Genomic DNA, 18,146 nt, shown 5'->3' with positions numbered 1-18,146 from the left:
CATGGATCTGCTGAACACGGGTCTGCTCATTGCAGGCATCATCTGTCTGACCGGCACGGTCTGGCGTGTACGTGGCTGGTTTTTTCCATCCACCCTTTCCCCCTGGCAACGATTGGCCGGAATTCCCAAGCAGGTACGTCAGGTCAAGTCGGTCAACGCATGGTTCAGAAAGGGGTCGGCTCTGATCCTGGATGTTCTGCTTTTGGAACGGACAGCCGGAACGGGCAGAATGCGTTGGGCCATGCACATGCTCATCTTCTACGGATTCATCGGCCTGTTCCTGTTCCACGCACTGGACGACCAGATCAGCATTACGCTCTTCGACGACTACCAGCCCACCCTGAACCCCTGGCAATGGCTGCGCAATCTTTTTGGTCTGATGGTCCTTGTAGGCGTCGTGCTCGGTCTGTGGCGGCGATTCCGGGACAAAAACCTGCGATCCCTCTCCCGATTCCAGGACTGGACACTTCTGGCCCTTGTCGGGGCCATCTGCCTATCGGGCTTTTTTCTGGAAACGGGCAAGATCATCTCCCCGGCCGTGTTCGAACGGATGGTCGAGGAATACGCGGGGCTGGACGAGGAAGAACACCTCGCTCTCACCACCCTGTGGGTCAGAAAATTCGGCCTGGTGGTCCCGGAACCGGTCGATGCAGATCAAGCACTCCTCGAAACGGGCCGGGAAATACACGGAGACAGCTGCGCCTTCTGCCACTCTCCCATGGGTTCCGCCTTTGTGTCCTATCCTCTGGCCCGGGCCATGGCTCCTGTGGCCGATTATCTGAATAGGATCAGGGCGGACCGGATATTCTGGTACATCCATGTCCTGCTCTGTCTTGCGGGCCTGGCCCTGCTCCCGTTTGGCAAATTTTTCCATATTCTGGCCACCCCGGCCAACCTTGCCGCGCGAGAGGGACGACGGGACAGCTCCGCCCCCAAAGACGGGCCCTGTCCGGAAAACATCGCAACCGGCCTGGGGCTGGACGCCTGCACCCGCTGCGGCGAATGCAGTCTCCACTGCAGCGTGCAACCAGCCTTTGCCATGCTCGGCAATGCCGACATCCTGCCTTCGGAAAAACTTCTTTCTCTGCGCAAACTGGCCAGAGGCAAATCCCTTGATCACCACACCATGGAGGCATTGGTGGAAGGCAGCCGTATCTGTACAAGGTGCATGCGGTGCACGGACATCTGCCCGGCAGGCATCGATCTGCAACGGTTGTGGATCGAGTCTACAAAGAGCCTGCACCGTGCCGGGCGGGGGGGGGCCAATACGGACATCCGAAAATTCCCACCGGCAACATGGGCCAAGGCCTTCAGTTCGCAGGAGGCAGAAATCACCAACACACCGGGTGGCGAGGGACTGGCCGACAAACGCGCCTCCTTCTGGGCCTGCATCCAGTGCACCACCTGCACCAGCGTCTGCCCGGTGGTCGCGGTGAGCGAGAACCCCACCAGGGATCTGGACCTGACGCCCCAGCAGATCATGAATCTGCTGCGCATGGGCCTCAAGGAAGAAACCCTGGCCGCGCGCATGGTCTGGAGCTGCACCACCTGCTACAAATGCCAGGAACACTGCCCGCAAAATATTCCGGTGGCCGACATCCTATATGAGCTGCGCAACATCGCCTCGGCCCGGCTCAGACACCGGCGTTTCCAACCTCCCCACACCGAGGACCAATCATGAACTACGCCTATTTCCCGGGATGCAAGATCCCCTATTATCTTCCCGAATACGGGCAATCGGTAAAAAATGTATGTACCCTCCTTGATATCGGTCTCACCGAGATGGAATTCTCCTGCTGCGGATGGCCCCTGCGACACCGCAGCTTCGAGGCGTCCATGTACTCGGCCGCGCGCAACCTGGCCCTGGCCGAACGCGAGGGCCTGCATATTCTGACCCCGTGCAAGTGCTGTTTCGGCAATCTCAAACATGCCCGGGAACGGCTCGCAAGGGACCGTAGACTGCACGATATCGTGGCGGAAAAATTGGACGAGGAAGGACTGCAACCGGCAGACAACATTGAGGTAAAGCATCTGCTCACCGTTCTGGACGAGGATGTGGGAGCTGATACCCTCCGCCAAAAAACGGTAGCCCCGTTGACGGACCTGACCGTTGCCTGCCACTACGGCTGCCACGCCCTGCGCCCGAGCACGGTGACCGGATTCGACGATCCCTTTGCCCCGACCATTTTCGAGCGGATCATCCACTCCCTGGGGGCACACACCGTTGACTGGGACCTGCGGCTGGAATGTTGCGGCTATCCTCTTCGAGGCCGTGACGATGTGGTTTCCACGGCGCTTATGCGCAAAAAACTCGAAGACGTACGTTCTTCGGGGGCCCAGGTCATGGCCACGGCCTGCACCTACTGCCAGATGCAGTTTGAACAGGAACGGGCCAAACTGCCCAAGGACGATCCCTTGCACACGGCACCGGATGCTGTTTTGTTCACGGAGTTGGTGGAGAAGGCGTTGGGATTGGAATAATCCGTACAAGGGGCAGACCTGTGTGTCCGCCCTCTTTGGGCGCATTTACGGTCCCCGTCCCGACAACATCACCCAACAAAGAATCACCGCGACTACGTGAAAAAATCCGCCAACCGCAAGCAATGGGCCGCACGTTCGGCCATTCAGAAGGCGATCCGGAGATCCGACCAGGGGATGTTCCGGGCCGCCTTTACCATTTTGTGGGACATGGACCGGAGCTGGCTTCTGTGGCGTCTGTCCATCCTGGCCATCGAGGAGATCTGGCAGCATGCGGGCACGGCACGGACGCTCCTGGCCACAATCAAGGAATCGGGGACCCCGGCATCGTTTAGAACCGAGGTGCACGATTTTCTACAACGCCTCTGCTTGTCGGCCAAGGACCACTCCACATACGTACTGCTCGTCCTTCTGGATCTGCACGCCCATGGTCAATATGGAGGACCAAAACAGGACCCATACAAACGCCGCTGGAATTCCCTGGTGCGTATGCTCACCTATCGCCACGAACATGGGGACGGGGCCGTTGCCGCAGCCGTTCTGGACAAGGCCGAACATCTCGAAAGTCCCGATGCCGCAGAAGCTGCCAAAGGATGCATGGACCGCTTTGCCATCAAAGGCGGCATGGACGGCGACCGGACCATGGCCCTGATCGGCGGGTTCCTGGCCCTGACATCGTACGCAGGACCACCGCCCCCTGCCCAACCGACCAACACGCAGGAGCCCTCGGACTGGCCCTGGTGGGTCTACGACCACCATACAACCGTTGGCAAAACCGCGTTCCCCTCCCTTGCGCGGGACCTGGGCATGTCAAAAACAGACCTCACCCGCCTGAGCTTCGCCTTCACCGGCGGCGTCAGAACCCCGATATCCCCGGACGCCTTCTGGCCCCAGGAACTCGACCGGGTCCACAACCAGATCCGCCCTGGCAGGCAGGACCAATGGAAACGAGTGCGGCACACCATCCGTCAAGGCATTGTTGACCAAGTCCGACGCGATCCCCTGGAACAGCCGCTCTCCCTGCCCTTTGTGTAATACCATTTTTACTACGTTCTAACCGAAGAAAAGCGGCTGGAATCCGCTTCTACCCTGACATGCCATGGACTCAGAACAAAGTGGAAATGGTATAATCCCGTATCCGTTCCCTCCTCCACAGCCGGTCGGGCTGGTGCACCAAGGTAACCTCCTTTGGTATTAACCGGGGCCATTCCTTCATAACAATCGTCCATCGCAAGGATGTCTATTGGAAACGCAACTATCCAGGCCAGAAGTGGGGAGGAACAACCGAATAAAATATATCGTTAAATTTGCTCACCGGTCCTTGACTTCCAGAAACCTGGGGATTCCAGAAAGTTAAGCATCGAGGGACCTGCATGCGAACCGCCTACGATCTCGAAATCTCTTAACTCTTTAAAATCTCTAAATTTTCTAACATTTCCAATTCTGATGTTTGGAAAATGTACCTACGTAGTTACAAGAATTCTTCTCCCCCATCATCTCCACGCTCTTCATACAGCCTCCCTCCCCCTGCAGGATCCAAAAAAGCCGGGCAGGCCACTTGAATCTTTGCAAAATCTACCATATTCCATATTTCTGATACGTAGGGCATCGAGCACGGATTCCATTCCCCGCGTTTTCATACGTCAAACATTCGTCAGCCCACCGTTTCGGGCCTTCCGATTCCTCGGATCCACACGGGAGCAATCACAAGGAGAGACCATGGCAACCTACATTGGCGCGATCGATCAGGGAACCACGAGCAGCCGGTTCATCATCTTCGACAACCACGGACGCATCGTGGGCATGGATCAGAAGGAACACGAGCAGATCTATCCCCATCCCGGATGGGTAGAGCACGACCCCATGGAGATATGGACCAATACCAAAGAGGTCATTGCCGGGGCCCTGGCCAAGTCCGGGATCAAGGGGAGTCAGCTCCATGCCGTAGGCATCACCAACCAGCGGGAAACCACCGTCGTCTGGGATCGGAACACGGGTAAACCGTTCTACAATGCCATTGTCTGGCAGTGCACCCGTACGCACGAAATCTGCAAAAAGCTCATGGCCGACGGGGGCCAGGACCGATTCAGGGAACAAACCGGCCTGCCCGTTGCCACCTATTTCTCAGGCCCCAAGATTAAATGGATTCTGGACAACGTGCCCGCGGCCAAACAGGCCGCCCTGCGGGGGGACGCCATGTTCGGGACAATCGAAACCTGGGTCATCTGGTGGCTCACCGGCGGTCCCAAGGGTGGCGCCCATATCACCGACGTGACCAATGCCAGCCGGACCATGCTCATGGACCTGCACACCCTGGCCTGGGACGACGAGATCCTGTCCATCCTGGACATTCCTCGACAGGGACTCCCGCGCATCGTGCCCTCGTCCGACGAGGCCACCTGGGGCCCCACCAGCCAAGCAGGTCCCTTTGGGGCACGCATCCCCGTCTGCGGAGCCGTAGGCGACCAGCAGGCCGCCCTGGTCGGCCAGACCTGTTTCGCCCCGGGCGAGGCCAAAAACACCTACGGCACCGGCTGCTTCCTGCTCATGCATACCGGACACGAACCCATGGCCTCCAAACACGGACTGATCACCACCCTGGCCTACCAGTTCAGCGGCCGCAAACCCTCGTATTGCCTGGAAGGTTCCATTGCCATTGCCGGGGCACTGGTCCAGTGGCTCAGGGACAATATGCAGATGTTCGATTCCGCCCCGGAAGTGGAAGAGTTGGCCCGGCAGGTTGAAGATACCGGAGGCATGTACATTGTGCCTGCGTTCTCCGGACTTTTCGCCCCCTATTGGCGTCCCGATGCCCGAGGAGTCATGGTCGGGCTGACCCGGTACATCAACAAACACCACATCGCCCGGGCCGCATTGGAGGCCACGGCCTACCAGACCAGAGACATTGTCGAGGCCATGAACAAGGACTCAGGGGTGGAACTGACCAAACTCAAGGCCGACGGGGGCATGGTCTACAACAATCTGCTCATGCAATTCCAGGCCAATATTTTGGACGTGCCCGTGGTCCGCCCCAAGGTGGCAGAGACCACCTGTCTGGGCGCCGCCTATGCGGCAGGCATCGCCAGCGGCTACTGGTCAGGCAGGGAAGATCTGTATAACAATTGGGAGGAAGACATCACCTGGTATCCCGACATGCCCGAAGGAGTGCGGGAAAAAGGGTACCATGGATGGAACAAGGCCGTCTCCCGGACCCTGGATTGGGAGGAGTAGCGTCCCCTCAAGCAATCACTGAGGATGCCCACCGGCTACCCTACCAAGGTGGGCATCACGATAAAAGCCAGGGGACTCCGGAACGCCTGGGCCAAAACAGACCTATCCTTCCAACCATCAACCCATTTCTCCTACCGCTATGCTCCCAAAACTTCTTTCATCCAAGATCACCCAACTGGCAATCGGCCTGTCCGTGCTTTCCACCCTTGTCCTTGGCGTATACATGGTTGTGAAACATGAGCGGCCTGACGGGGAACAGCAAAACGTGCAGCCGTCATCCCAGCTCCATCCTCTGGCCGAACATCTGGACAAAAAATACACCGAGGACCTTCCAGGGCTACTGGAAAAACGGTATATTCGGGTGCTGACAACCGTGAACCGGACCAATTTCTTCATCGACGAAGGCCACTTGGTCGGTTTTGAATACTCTCTGCTCAACGGATACCAAAAATTTATAAACGGCAAAAAAGGCAATAAGGGACTGCGGATTGTCCTTGAATATATTCCCGTGGACCGTAACGAACTTATGCCCAAGCTGGTACAGGGATATGGGGATATAGCCGCGGCCGGGCTGACCATTACGCAGGAACGGAAAAAAAAGGTCGATTTCACTACTCCTTATCTGACAAATGTCCGGGAGGTCATCGTGACCCATAAAGACGGATCCGTCCCTACAACACTGGAGGATCTGGCCGGGCACAAGGTCTATGTGCGGGAAAGCAGCAGCTACAGGGAGAGTCTGGTCCGGCTCAATAAACGCTTGGAGAACAGGGATATCGATCCGGTCCGCATTGAAAAGCTCGACGAACATATCGAAACAGAGAGCATCCTTGAGATGGTCAATACCGGGGCCATCCCCATGACCGTGGCCGACGAACATATCGCCCGGGCCTGGTCCGGGGCGCTTCCAGATATCGTGGTCAACGAGAACCTGGCCGTTCGAACGGGGGGCAGGATCGCCTGGATGGTCCGCAAGAACAATCCCGAACTCCTGGCCAGTCTGAACGACTTTCTCAAGTCCCACAAACAGGGTACCCTGTTCGGGAATATCTATTTTGAGCGCTATTATGCCCCCTCGGAGGGACTCAAAAATCCCAAGGAACTGACCGACTGGGACAAGCTCAAAAAATATAAAAAGGTTATCCGGAAATACGCGGACAAATACGGGTTCGACTGGCTGCTCATCCTGTCCATGGCCTTCCAGGAATCAGGACTCGACAACGACAAGACCAGCCATGCCGGGGCGGTAGGGCTCATGCAGATCCGCCCTTCCACGGCTGCGGACAAGAACATCGGCATCACAAACGTCCGCAATCTTGATAACAACGTCCATGCCGGGGTCAAATACCTCCACTTTCTGCGCACCAAATATTTCGATTCCCCATCCATCCGCCCCCGGGATCAGATCCGTTTCGCCCTGGCCGCCTACAATGCCGGCCCTGCCAATATCCGCAAGGCCCGCAAGGAGACAACACGCATGGGGCTCGACCCGAACCGCTGGTTCCGCAATGTGGAACTGGGAGCCCTCAAAACCATCGGCCGAGAAACCGTGCAGTACGTGAGCAACATCAACAAGTACTACATCCTGTATACCACCATTCTCCACGAAGAACATGCGTCCCATGAGGCCATGGAGGACGAGGAAAAGGAACTCTCCACGCAAAAAGAATAATCCCCCAAAAATCACAACGGGCGGACCTGCGTGTCCGCCCGTTGTGGTAAACGTCCACCAGACTCACATAAAAAGGGGCTTGCGCGCCACAGCCAGAATCCGGCTGCTCTGAGCGACGATCTCCGGCCGCTCGGCATAGTCCCGGGCAATGACCTGCATGGCCTGCAAAGTTTTTTCATCTTCCAGGGCCGCCTTTGAGGCACCATCCGGGGGAAACCCGAACATGGGGGTGATGCCCGCAACGGTCAGCACCTCCATACCCTCCTCCTCGAACCGGTTTTGCAATTCCCCGGGTCCGAGCAGATGCATGGACAGCCCGCCATGCCCCCGGCACTCGCCCGTTGCCAGCACCTCCTCGATCTCTTTCCCCCGCCCCTGTCCGAACAGCTCAAAGGCCCTGCGGTACCTGTTGCCCGCATCGCACAGCACATGCCCGCCGGGCCGAACCACCCGGCAATATTCCCTGACGGCCTTTTTCGGATCACGGCACAGGGTAATGGGTTCGCCCGTGGAAAGGACCATGTCGAAACTCGCATCTTCAAAGGCGTGCAGATCGCAGACATCGAGCTCCTCAAAACGCAGATTGTCCGCAAACCCGTGTTCCTCGGCATATTCCCTGGCCTTCACAAGCATGTTCGGGGAAATATCCGACAACGCGACGGAAAACCCCAGGGGAGCCAGCCGCTCGGCCCAGCGTCCGGTGCCGCATCCCGCTTCAAGAACCCTGCCCCCGGAGATATCGGCAAGAAGCGGCTCAATATACCCCCACCAGCTCTCGTCGTACAGCCGGGACATAATATCCTCGGTTTTACACCCCTTCCGGGCCGCATGCGCTTCGGCACGGCTGTTCCAGATATCACGCAATGTTGTGTTGTCCATGTTCTCTCCTTTGTATGTGTCCCGGCCCGAAAAATGCCGGCCGGACCACCCGTCGATCCGTCAACCCGACACGACCGCGTTCATATTCCTGTAGGGGCGATTGCGGCACCCCCCCTCTTGACATTTTCGTTTAGCACCTTTACCAAATTATTTTATGAATGCCAAGGAAGAAACCATACGTCACATGACCGGCAGGCTGGCCCGGATCATCAACAAACACATCCGCATCGAAAGCATCCCCGTTCCCATGGGTGATGACATTCGTTTGAGCCCGGGAGAGATACGTTTCATCCAGACCATCGGGGACAACGAGGGCGCCAACGTCATAACCCTGGGCAAGTGCATGGGCATCACCAAGAGCGCGGTCTCCCAGATGGTGGGCAAGCTGGAGAAAAAGGGATTCGCACTCAAGCGTGCCGCAACGGACAACAACAAGGAAATCCTGGTCTTCCTCACCCCGGCGGGTAAAGATGCCTACGCGGTGCACAAAGAATTCCACGAACGTCATCAGCGGAACCTTGTTGAACGTCTCGAGGAGTTCTCCGACACCCAGATAGCAACCGCTGCCACGATCCTTTCCGTGGTCGAAACCGTGGCCGACGAGCGGATGACCGGAGTGTTCGGGAAGCAGCTATAGATCCCCGCACTTCCGCTGGGACAGGCCCCTGTACTCTAAAGAGCAGAACTGCCTGCCCGATAGGGGAACCAATCGGCACAGGGTTTTTCTTCTTTTTTCTGCCCAATAGTTTAGCTGCTAAATATTCATACCCGCAATCTCACCCATACAACTACATCCTGCACAGGGCGTTCACCAACGACCAGACCCCGCCGGTCCTGCATCTGACATTTGAGGGCAACAGCAAGAACACCACCAAGCTGGGTTCCTTCATCTACTCCCTCACCGGAGCCGCCCGGAGGACAGCTTGTTGAACCACCAATGACCACAATGCCACGGATCATCCGCACGCCCATATCCACCCCCTGCCGAAAAGCTGGGACCAGAGACCCAGAATCCCCATACCCGACCCGAACGGCAGGGGAAGAAAAACCGACGACTGCGGCGACACCATGGAATTCTCCCTGCGGGTGGAACAGGGATGCATCACCCGCACACCCGACTTGACCTCCACCACACACTCTGGAATCCTGAGCAATGACAAAAACCACTTCAGCGTTGCGCTCCCTCCAATAGATCACATCAAAGGCCACCTCCGCCACAGAGGCATTTAACTCATTAAAATTACCTAACTTTTTGTTATCCAAACAAAAAATGAAGAAAAAACAACTTGTATGGGCCTCATTTAGAATTTTTTCGTACGCAATCGTTGTCACGAACATCCTTTCCTTTGGCGTATTTCTCTATATCATAGCGCCGTATACCTCGTATTTTTTCTTCAATGATCTACGTTTTTGGAGATATCTCAAATTCTATCACCAATACTACTTGTATTCTTTGAAATATATCTACGAACTCATTTGGCACAAACAATCCCTGATCAGAGACGTGCTGCCGCTGACCTCCCCGCCGATGGATCGTCCCGACCCGAACCGGTTTCAGGTTTCAAAAAACTGGAGATGGCCTGCGGATTCCTGCGGAGACTGCAATCGCTGCTGCACCTTTGTAACCCCTTGCTGCTTTCTGGACACAACCGATAAAAAATGCCTGTGTTACGGGAGTCTGTTCTGGAAATTTTTTAATTGCGGACGGTTCCCTTCTTCCAGAGAAATATTGCTCTATTGCGGATGCCCGAAATTTGAAACGGTTGATCCATACCAAAAAGGACACGGGCTTCAATTCTGAACGGCGGCAGCAGAGAGCAAAACTACCAAATAAACGAGACGGTAAAGCCAAGGATGCAACATATCCCACCAACAAGGACTGCTCATGAACAATGACCTGTTCACGCGTCTTCAATCAATTGTCTGCGCTATCACCAGAGGGGACTTTCTCAGGGGCAGGGAGTTCAGCAGTTTGACCGACGGTCAGGATCTTGACCCGGAAAAGGAAAAATTCATTGAATCCCTGGATCTGATGGCCTTAAAACTGGAAGCGAGAGAGATGGCGCTTGAAGAAAAGATCAATGATCTCAGATCCAAAAACAAAAAACTGACCCTGGCAAAGCAAAAAAATCAGCTCTTTTCAACCATCTTTGTCAATCTGTTCCTGGGTGTATCGTTGTATGTCTTTATGATATTTCTGGCCAGAGACCTCAACTTCCATGTCCAGGATTCGGCCCGGATTGTAGAGGCTATCTTTTTAGGGGTATGCATTCTGATCATCCGCAAAAGCGGTTTTTCCTTTTCATTCTTTGGAATAACCAGGAAGGGAGCGGCAGAATCCATCCGCTCCATCCTCCCGAGTACCCTGGCTGTATGCGCAGGCCTCATAGCGCTCAAAGCTCTGTGTATCAGGCTTAAAGTGCCCGGGCTCAACAATGAGCTGGTTATTTTCGCCCATTTCGACCTGCTCCTTTTGATCTATCTGCCAGTAGCCTTTTTGCAGGAATTCCTGGCCCGAGGCGTCATCCAGACAGCCGTTGAATCCGTACTCGGTGGGCCAAAAGCTGCGTTATGGGCAATTATTACCTCGTCGGCTCTGTTTGGCCTGGTGCACATCCAATTGTCGGTAGCCGTTGCCTTTGCGTCCTTTATCTGCTCAATATATTGGGGGCATTTCTACACCCGGCGCAGGACTCTGGCAGGGGTGGGTATATCCCACTTTTTGATCGGGGCCATGGCCTATATTTTAGGATTTTGGGGTTATATGTTCAAAATCTGACAACATGGACAAGAGCGTATGAACAGCACATTCCTCTGCTCCCTGAAAAGGGTTCTGGCTTCCATCCATATGTGGATTTTGGGTACTATCTCAACCATTCTCCTTTTTGTGATTATGCTTCTGGTTACGGCAGTCACTCTGTACGCTGACCCCAAACGCACATGCCAACACGCTCTTTGTTTTTGGTGGTCGGACGCAGTCCTGGGCCTCAACCCTTACTGGAACGTGCAACTGCATGGGCTGGATCATATTGATCAGACCCAACCCTACGTCATAGTGGCAAACCACCAGTCTATTGCGGATGTTGCCATGCTGTTTCAAACCAGGATACAATTCAAATATATAGCAAAAAATTCCCTCTTCAGGATCCCTTTTCTGGGATGGTGCATGACGCTTGCAAAGCATGTCCGTTTACGACGCAACAGACTCTCCAGTATTCGCAAAGCGTACCAGGAAGCATCGGACTGGATTGACCAGGAAATGTCGGTCATGTTCTTCCCGGAAGGCACTCGCAGTGCATCGGGTGAAATGCGTACCTTCCACAAAGGGGCTTTCAGGATGGCCCTCCAAAAAAACGTACCGGTGCTTCTCGTCGCCATCCAAGGCACGGGGAAGGCCATGCCCAAAGGTAAATCGCTTTTTCTTCCCGGAGGGACAGTCAGCCTGAATGTTTTACCGGCCCTTGACCCAGATGATTTTACAACAAAAGGAGCGGAAAAAATGAGAAACGCCGCTTGGGAAAGAATCCATAACGCTCTTGCCCCCTCCCGGAAATCTTAAAAAACCAATCAAATCTCTATGTCTATACTGATGAAAATTACCGGAGAAAAGGGATCGCCTCAAAGCTGTTACATTTTGTTGATGTAACAAACTCTTCCCTGACCAAGAGTACTCCGCAGCAGGCTAAACATTCCTTCGTGACGGGATATCTTCAATTACATTCGTTTGTCGGATGAAGAATAAACTACTAAATCCGAAACATCCCCTGCCCGCTATGCTTGGAAAATCATTCTATCTAAAGGAGAAATAACGATGGAAGCACCCAAGAAAATTCAGAGTAATCGAAGAAATTTCCTCATTAAAAGCGGAGTGATAGCGGTCGGTTTAGCTCTTGGAGATCAGCTCGTTTTCGCCAAGCCGAATACTGATGTTTCCCTGATGAAAATTTATTGTGCAGGTCCGTTGTTCAATGATCTCGAACGGGAAATGATGTCAAACATTGCTGACGCACTTGAGGCTTATGGGTTCAAGACCTACCTGCCCCATCGAGACGGTTTTGAGTTTTCAGAACTGTCTCCTTCCCTCACCAAAACTGGCGTTCCGCCTCAAAAGGCCCAGCAACTTCTGAACAAAATAATCTTCAATTTTGATATATACAATCTGCTGCAGTGTGATGCTACCGTTTTCAACATGAACGGCAGGGTACCTGATGGAGGATCAATCGTTGAAGCAAGTGTTACCTGGGCTTGTGGACATCCTCTTGTCATTTACAAAGATGACCCCAGAACCCTGGAATTTGGGATTGACAACCCAATGATAACAGGGCTTGCCGATTTTACAAAGGTACAGACCATAGCTGATATCCCAAAAACCATTCATACGGAAATAAAGAACACTATCAAACCTATGGATATACATTCATATCCTGAAAAATTGAAAAAAACCTTTCAAACAGGGCAAAAAATAGCCAAAATCAAGGAAAAGTATACAGACAACATGAAAATATGTAATGAACTCTTAAAAATTTTGCAGTAACTCCAGCACCCAGAGAAGCTTAGAGGTGTCATCTATCTGCCCCACCTTTGGGGGCCACTTTATAACAATCTGTTTTTACTTAAACCTTTCAACCTTAAACCTTACCCCTTAACCCTGCCTGCAAAAATATATTTTTTGCAGGCACATCCGTACATCGTACCGTTTCCCGGCTTCCACCCGAAAACAAATCATCTTTGAACACACCCCGATGGGGATGCAAACAGTACCGCACCCGCAGGCATCGTCCGCCTGGATTCCGGACAGATGAGTCACAGTGACAAACCGCTACAACCGGAGGAACTGCTTGAGAGAGCAACTTCCGTTGTTCATGACAGGCAGTTCGATCGCATCGCCATTGTACCGCAAGCGGACAAGATGATTGTCTCCGGTGCGGTACAATTCGATCTGCAGATGTGATGCATATTGCGGGGGTATGTTCAGCGGCTTCCCCATGAGTTTCATTAACGGCAGGATGGTCGTGTCATGGCCCGAGTACAATTTGAATCGCGGGGTTTTCTTCTCCGTGGCGGCCTGTTCGAGATCCTCTTGGATCTGCTCGAGCAATCCCATTCCCATCAACTGAGCCACCTTCTCGTTTTTGAACTGGAATGCCAGTGCCCAGTCGCAAAGCCCGATGATTTCTGCTTCGTCCCGGTGAGACAACCCCTGCGGCAGAGGAACCCCATGGGCTTTTCTCACAATGAGAACATCCCCGATGGTCAGCACATCATCCAGCCCGTCCACCTCATTGCCAAGAATATCCTGCCATTGTTCGAATTTTTTTCTGTAAACCTCTTCCTTGTTCACCCATTCGTTTGCAGTGAATACATAGAGCTTCAAGATTTTCTGATAGTCGGGATAGGACTCCATGAGCAATGTGGCCCCTTCCGGAACAGTACGCAGGGGAATGGGCTGATACCCGGACGGCAACGCGTATGATCCACCGGCCAGCCTGGGACCGGAACCCAACGGATACAAGCCGAACAACAGACATTGCGCACTCTGGATGGTTCGGTTCATCCCGTTGGCCACCGCATATACGGAACCGTTTTCATAGGTCGCAGGCAGCAATGCACACTCCTCCACATACCTTTTCCGGAGTTTCTGCCCCAGCTTGAACTGCTGCTGCATCCCCTTGGCCGTAAGTTGGCTCGCACCGATATCCCATGCATGCGGATCGTTCACCAATTGAGCAAAGGGAGTTCTGTCACCATGCCGTATGACAGTGACGGCAAAAATCAGTCTCTCCGATTCCCCTTCCGACAGAGAACCCTTGGTCCCCGCAGCCAGGACAGCCGGGACAAGAGCAACTGCTGCCAGTACAATCACAGCAAACACGACGCCTCTCACTGAACATTGCTTCATCACATCTCCCGTTGGTTACGTGGTGTCGCTACTCCCAGCATGTGGCATGGAGCCTACACGTCGGCATCAACTTCCCGACTCGCCAGGGTATCCCTCAATACCTCCAAAGACGCTTCCGGAGCATTGCCCTGAAGTGTGGAGAGATCCAGGGCAATGCTTCCAAGTCTCCTGTACAGTTCCCCAAGGTCCGGTTCCCACCGGTTCAGGGCATCCATTTCCCGGGCAACCACGCCGTGATCCCCCCGGGCAACCGGGCCGGAGAGTCCTTTTACAGTGCCCATACGCAAAACATTCTCCACGGTATCGCGAACCAGGGGAGCCATGATCTCACGGGCGGTTTCCCGGTCCAAACCGGCCTTCATGTAGCACCGCAGACCAACATCCAGCAACGCGGTTACATAGTTGCACACAAAGACGGATGCCGCGTGATAGATGTCTTTGTTCGTCGCATCGATGGGAACGACCCTCCCGCCGATCTCCTCGAAAACCCTGGTGAGCACATGGACCGCAGCAGCATCGCCTTCGATCCCGCACAAGGTCCCTGCAAAGGTCCGGTATGACCGTTCCGGGTCGGCAAAACTCTTCAGCGGATGAACACTTGCGGTCATCACACCGTGCTGTTTGAGCGAATCAAGCTCGGACGACGGCAATGATCCGCTGAAGTGGAAGACGATATTCCCGGGAGCAACCAGTCCGGATCGGGCAAGATCACGCGCACACGCTCGGATATGATCATCCCCCACCCCGAGCATGAACACGTCGGCTCGACGCATCGCCCCAAGTGCATCAACTGCTTGCCCGGAATGGATGAATGCCACCCCTCGGGACGCACTTTCCCGGGAGCGACAGAGCACGTCTCCCATTTCGAACAATCCCTGTTCACTCAGAAGTCGACCAATGGGCCCGGCAACATGCCCGCATCCGATGATATTGAGTCGTTGCATGCCTTGCATCCTGGTTACATGGAAAAAGCAGCACCAGCGAACCGCTTTCGACCGCCACCACCTTGCAGGCGGTTACGCCAGTTCCCACACGTTCCGGCCATTCACGGCCGTAACACCGGGTTTGACATCAAAAGGGGTCTGGGTGGAACAGGCGATATAGCATGCCCCGATATCCTCCGCACCGTACATTTTGACCATCTTGTCTATTCCCCGGGTATCCTTGCTGGTGGGGTGTTCCTTGAGTTTCGTTTCAACGGGATAGAGTTTTCGGTTCATTTCCACCAGCAGGTCGACCTCGTTGCCGGCCTGATCGCGCCAGTACCACAGGGCAGCGGACGGGCGGTGCCAGTCCCGCCATTTGAACCACTGGTTCAGGACGTGATTTTCCCAATAGGCTCCTGCCGATGGGGACGCAAACAGGGTTGCGGCATCCTGGAATCCGGCGAGATAGGCGGCCAGTCCCGTATCCGTAAAATAGAGCTTGGGGCTTTTGACCAATCGCTTACCAAGGGAGCGGTAGTAGGGTTCCAGGAGCACGATCTGGTTGGATGCCTGCAACACGCTCAACCACTGCCTGGCCGTTGTCGTGGAGATGCCGACATCCCGTCCCAATTCCGATACATTCAGGGTCTGGGCGATCCTGGCAGCGCAGGCTCGCAGAAATCGTTCGAAATCCCGAAGGCTTCCGATCCTCAGAATGTTGCGTACGTCCCGTTCCAGATACGTGGCCACATACCCCTGATACCAGCGTTCCCTTCCGGGCATCGGCTCCCCGGCCCACAATGCCGGAAACGCCCCCTTCCAGATAAACTCACGGATGGACACGTTCGGCGCGACCGCACTTTTCTCCCACTCCCCGGCGGACACCCCAAAAAAGGGCACCACCGCGGCCCTGCCCGCCAGGCTGTCGGACACCGCCTCCATGAGCATGAAATTCCGGGACCCGGTCAGGATGAATAAGCCGTTCTGATTCTTATGCGCATCGACCCAGGTCTTGATGTGCCTGAAAAACGAGGGCGCATACTGGATTTCATCGATGATCACCGCCGGCGGATTCAGTCCGAGAAATTCCCGGGGCCGGGTCTCGGCCGACTCGGCATTCTGGGCAACATCAAGGGAGACATACCGGTAGCCGGGAAAGGTTCTTTCCAGAATGGAGGTCTTGCCCACCTGCCTGGGACCCACAAGCACCAGGACCGGAAAGGACCGGACAACCTCTTTCAATTCGTCTGCTATCTCTCTTGGTATCCACATAAACGCATATTTACGGAGAAAAAACAAAGTGTCAAAATTAAAAAGTCAAATTGTCAAAACCTGAAAAGTCAAATTGTCAAAAATCAGAACCACGTCTTCTGATTCCAAAATGGAAAAAGGCAGCATGGAGTGCCTGTCCCCCAAAGCATCCTTTTGTTATCCATCTTGTCTCCACGGTATGTGTCCCGACCGGGAGGATTCCGGCCGGACAGGCCGCCGGATTCTGGCCTGCAGGGATTGTCCCCCGCTGTTGCCCCCCTGTGAGCGGTTACGTTTCAACCATGGGCATATGGAGTGCCCGGATCAAATACGTCCATTCATTGCATTGCAAGGGCCGCTATCGGCACAGCGTACAGGTCTTCGGCAAACGGTACCGTCTCTTCGCCGTTATAAAAAACCACCCCCGCACGGAACGTACTGCCAAGAGTTTTCTTGAGGGCCCTGAGCCCCCGGAACTGTTTCGCAGTGACCCGCGATGAAGATTTGACCTCAACGCCGACAACTTCACCTGAAGGTTTTTCAAGGACGAGATCCACCTCCAGTCCCGAGTGGGTCCGGAAATGAAAGGGGTGCGCACGGGTGGAGCTCCAGGTCAATTGTTTGAGGAGTTCATTGACCACGTACGTTTCCGTCAAAAGGCCCGCCAGCTCGGGTTCGCGCTCCAATCGACCTGCATCGGCACCGATCAGGTGGGCACCCAGCCCGGAATCGACCATATACATTTTTGGGGTCTTTGTGATCCTTTTGCCCAGATTTCGAGACCATGCCTGAAGCTGATGAATCAGGAAAACCTTTTTCAAAAGGGTCATGTAGCGATCCAATGTGGCATTGGGAATTCGGGATGTACGGGAGACTTCCGAACGGTTGAGCAATGTGGCCGATCGTGATGCCAGCAGCCTCATGAGTTGGAGCATGGCCGCTGTTTCCTGAATACGGGTCATGTCGCGGATGTCCCTTTCGATGATGGTCGTGAGATAGGATTCAAACCATGCTTCCCTCCGTCTGGGCGAAGAAAGGGCATCGAGGGAAGGATATCCGCCCACAACCAGAGCCTCGAACAGATTGAAAGGACAGGTCCGGTTATTCAGCTGAAGGGGCATCTCGTTCCTGAACAGCATGCTGACAATGTCGCTGCAGTGACCAGCTTTTTCGTCCTGCGACAATGGCCACAGGGTGAGAATCTCCATACGCCCGGCAAGGGAATCATTGACCAGAGGCATGGTCAACAGATTGGCCGAGCCGGTGAGGAGGTACCGGCCCGGCTTTCTATCCCTGTCGACTATCTCCTTGATGGCCAAAAGCAGGCCCGGCACCCGCTGAACCTCATCCAGAATCAAGGGACGAGGCTGCCGGGACAGAAAACCGGATGGGTCGGACGAGGCCGCTTCAAGCGCCGTTGCATTGTCCAATGTTACATAGCGAGCAGGAAAGTGCTGCCTGGCCAGCATTCTCACAAGCGTTGTCTTGCCCGTCTGGCGCGCACCCTTCAGAAAGACAACAGGGCTGTCCGCAAGGGCTGCAAGAAGTTCATGGGTGATATTTCGCGTATACATGGATGAATATTTACCATCAAATGGTAAATTATCAAGTTTTTTTGGGATTGAAAATTTCTTGCATCCACCATTCTGATCCGTGGAAAATGCACCTGAATAGTTACAAACAACCAATCCTTTGCCCCGAACCAGCAAAGGCCCCCGGCAGACATGTCTGCCGGGGGCCTTTTGGGATATACGTGGGGGCTCAAAGGACGACCGGAGTCATCCTGTTTCCGAAAATCAGCGCTGAATAT

The 18,146-nt window shown here is 54.5% G+C and carries 15 protein-coding genes; 9 read left to right on the top strand and 6 right to left on the bottom strand.

Annotated features, from left to right (window positions below; all coding sequences use genetic code 11):
* Position 1: 1 nt before the first annotated feature.
* The 5 genes from ACY692_RS05050 (at position 2) to ACY692_RS05030 (ending at position 7,381) form a co-directional block, all read left to right on the top strand.
* Positions 2–1,681, top strand: coding sequence for a 4Fe-4S dicluster domain-containing protein (locus ACY692_RS05050; RefSeq protein WP_462324256.1), 1,680 nt, complete (start codon positions 2–4; stop codon positions 1,679–1,681).
* Positions 1,678–2,481, top strand: a complete 804-nt coding sequence (locus tag ACY692_RS05045; RefSeq protein ID WP_462324255.1) for a CoB--CoM heterodisulfide reductase iron-sulfur subunit B family protein — start codon at positions 1,678–1,680, stop codon at positions 2,479–2,481. Before ACY692_RS05050 ends, ACY692_RS05045 begins: the two co-directional genes overlap by 4 nt.
* A gap of 96 nt (positions 2,482–2,577) precedes the next feature.
* Complete coding sequence (locus ACY692_RS05040; protein WP_462324254.1) at positions 2,578–3,513, top strand: hypothetical protein; 936 nt, start codon at positions 2,578–2,580, stop codon at positions 3,511–3,513.
* A gap of 684 nt (positions 3,514–4,197) precedes the next feature.
* A complete protein-coding gene (glpK, locus tag ACY692_RS05035) occupies positions 4,198–5,709 on the top strand; it encodes a glycerol kinase GlpK (RefSeq protein WP_462324253.1) in 1,512 nt (503 codons plus the stop codon).
* Between the two features lie 139 nt (positions 5,710–5,848).
* Positions 5,849–7,381, top strand: coding sequence for an MltF family protein (locus tag ACY692_RS05030; protein WP_462324252.1), 1,533 nt, complete (start codon positions 5,849–5,851; stop codon positions 7,379–7,381).
* A gap of 63 nt (positions 7,382–7,444) precedes the next feature.
* On the opposite strand, the gene ACY692_RS05025 is transcribed toward ACY692_RS05030, so the two are convergent.
* Positions 7,445–8,260, bottom strand: coding sequence for a class I SAM-dependent methyltransferase (locus ACY692_RS05025; protein WP_462324251.1), 816 nt, complete (start codon positions 8,258–8,260; stop codon positions 7,445–7,447).
* 154 nt (positions 8,261–8,414) lie between these two features.
* On the opposite strand from ACY692_RS05025, the gene ACY692_RS05020 reads away from it, so the two are divergent.
* Entirely contained in the window at positions 8,415–8,897 is a 483-nt protein-coding gene (locus tag ACY692_RS05020; RefSeq protein WP_462324250.1) for a MarR family transcriptional regulator, read from the top strand.
* 125 nt (positions 8,898–9,022) lie between these two features.
* Here ACY692_RS05020 and ACY692_RS05015 read toward each other — a convergent pair whose 3' ends face one another.
* Positions 9,023–9,598, bottom strand: a complete 576-nt coding sequence (locus ACY692_RS05015) for a hypothetical protein (protein ID WP_462324249.1) — start codon at positions 9,596–9,598, stop codon at positions 9,023–9,025.
* Positions 9,599–10,145: 547 nt separating this feature from the next.
* On the opposite strand from ACY692_RS05015, the gene ACY692_RS05010 reads away from it, so the two are divergent.
* From ACY692_RS05010 to ACY692_RS05000, 3 genes are all read left to right on the top strand, one after another.
* Positions 10,146–11,039: a CPBP family intramembrane glutamic endopeptidase gene (locus tag ACY692_RS05010; protein WP_462324248.1), complete on the top strand. Its 894-nt coding sequence runs from the start codon at positions 10,146–10,148 to the stop codon at positions 11,037–11,039.
* Positions 11,040–11,057: 18 nt separating this feature from the next.
* On the top strand, positions 11,058–11,819 hold the full coding sequence (locus ACY692_RS05005) for a lysophospholipid acyltransferase family protein (protein ID WP_462324247.1): 762 nt from the start codon (positions 11,058–11,060) through the stop codon (positions 11,817–11,819).
* A 252-nt stretch (positions 11,820–12,071) separates the two neighbouring features.
* The gene (locus tag ACY692_RS05000; RefSeq protein WP_462324246.1) at positions 12,072–12,794 is read left to right on the top strand and encodes a nucleoside 2-deoxyribosyltransferase; all 723 of its coding nucleotides are present in this window, start codon (positions 12,072–12,074) and stop codon (positions 12,792–12,794) included.
* 285 nt (positions 12,795–13,079) lie between these two features.
* On the opposite strand, the gene ACY692_RS04995 is transcribed toward ACY692_RS05000, so the two are convergent.
* From ACY692_RS04995 to ACY692_RS04980, 4 genes are all read right to left on the bottom strand, one after another.
* A complete protein-coding gene (locus ACY692_RS04995) occupies positions 13,080–14,132 on the bottom strand; it encodes a histidine phosphatase family protein (RefSeq protein WP_462324245.1) in 1,053 nt (350 codons plus the stop codon).
* Between the two features lie 80 nt (positions 14,133–14,212).
* Positions 14,213–15,103: a Rossmann-like and DUF2520 domain-containing protein gene (locus ACY692_RS04990; RefSeq protein WP_462324244.1), complete on the bottom strand. Its 891-nt coding sequence runs from the start codon at positions 15,101–15,103 to the stop codon at positions 14,213–14,215.
* A gap of 72 nt (positions 15,104–15,175) precedes the next feature.
* Positions 15,176–16,327, bottom strand: a complete 1,152-nt coding sequence (locus tag ACY692_RS04985; RefSeq protein ID WP_462324243.1) for an ATP-binding protein — start codon at positions 16,325–16,327, stop codon at positions 15,176–15,178.
* A gap of 347 nt (positions 16,328–16,674) precedes the next feature.
* Positions 16,675–17,910, bottom strand: a complete 1,236-nt coding sequence (locus tag ACY692_RS04980; protein ID WP_462324242.1) for an ATP-binding protein — start codon at positions 17,908–17,910, stop codon at positions 16,675–16,677.
* Positions 17,911–18,146 lie beyond the last annotated feature (236 nt).

It is taken from the genome of Desulfoplanes sp. (genome assembly GCF_054921335.1).
Note: the sequence above shows the minus strand (reverse complement) of the source record. Positions and strands in the feature narration are given on the sequence as shown.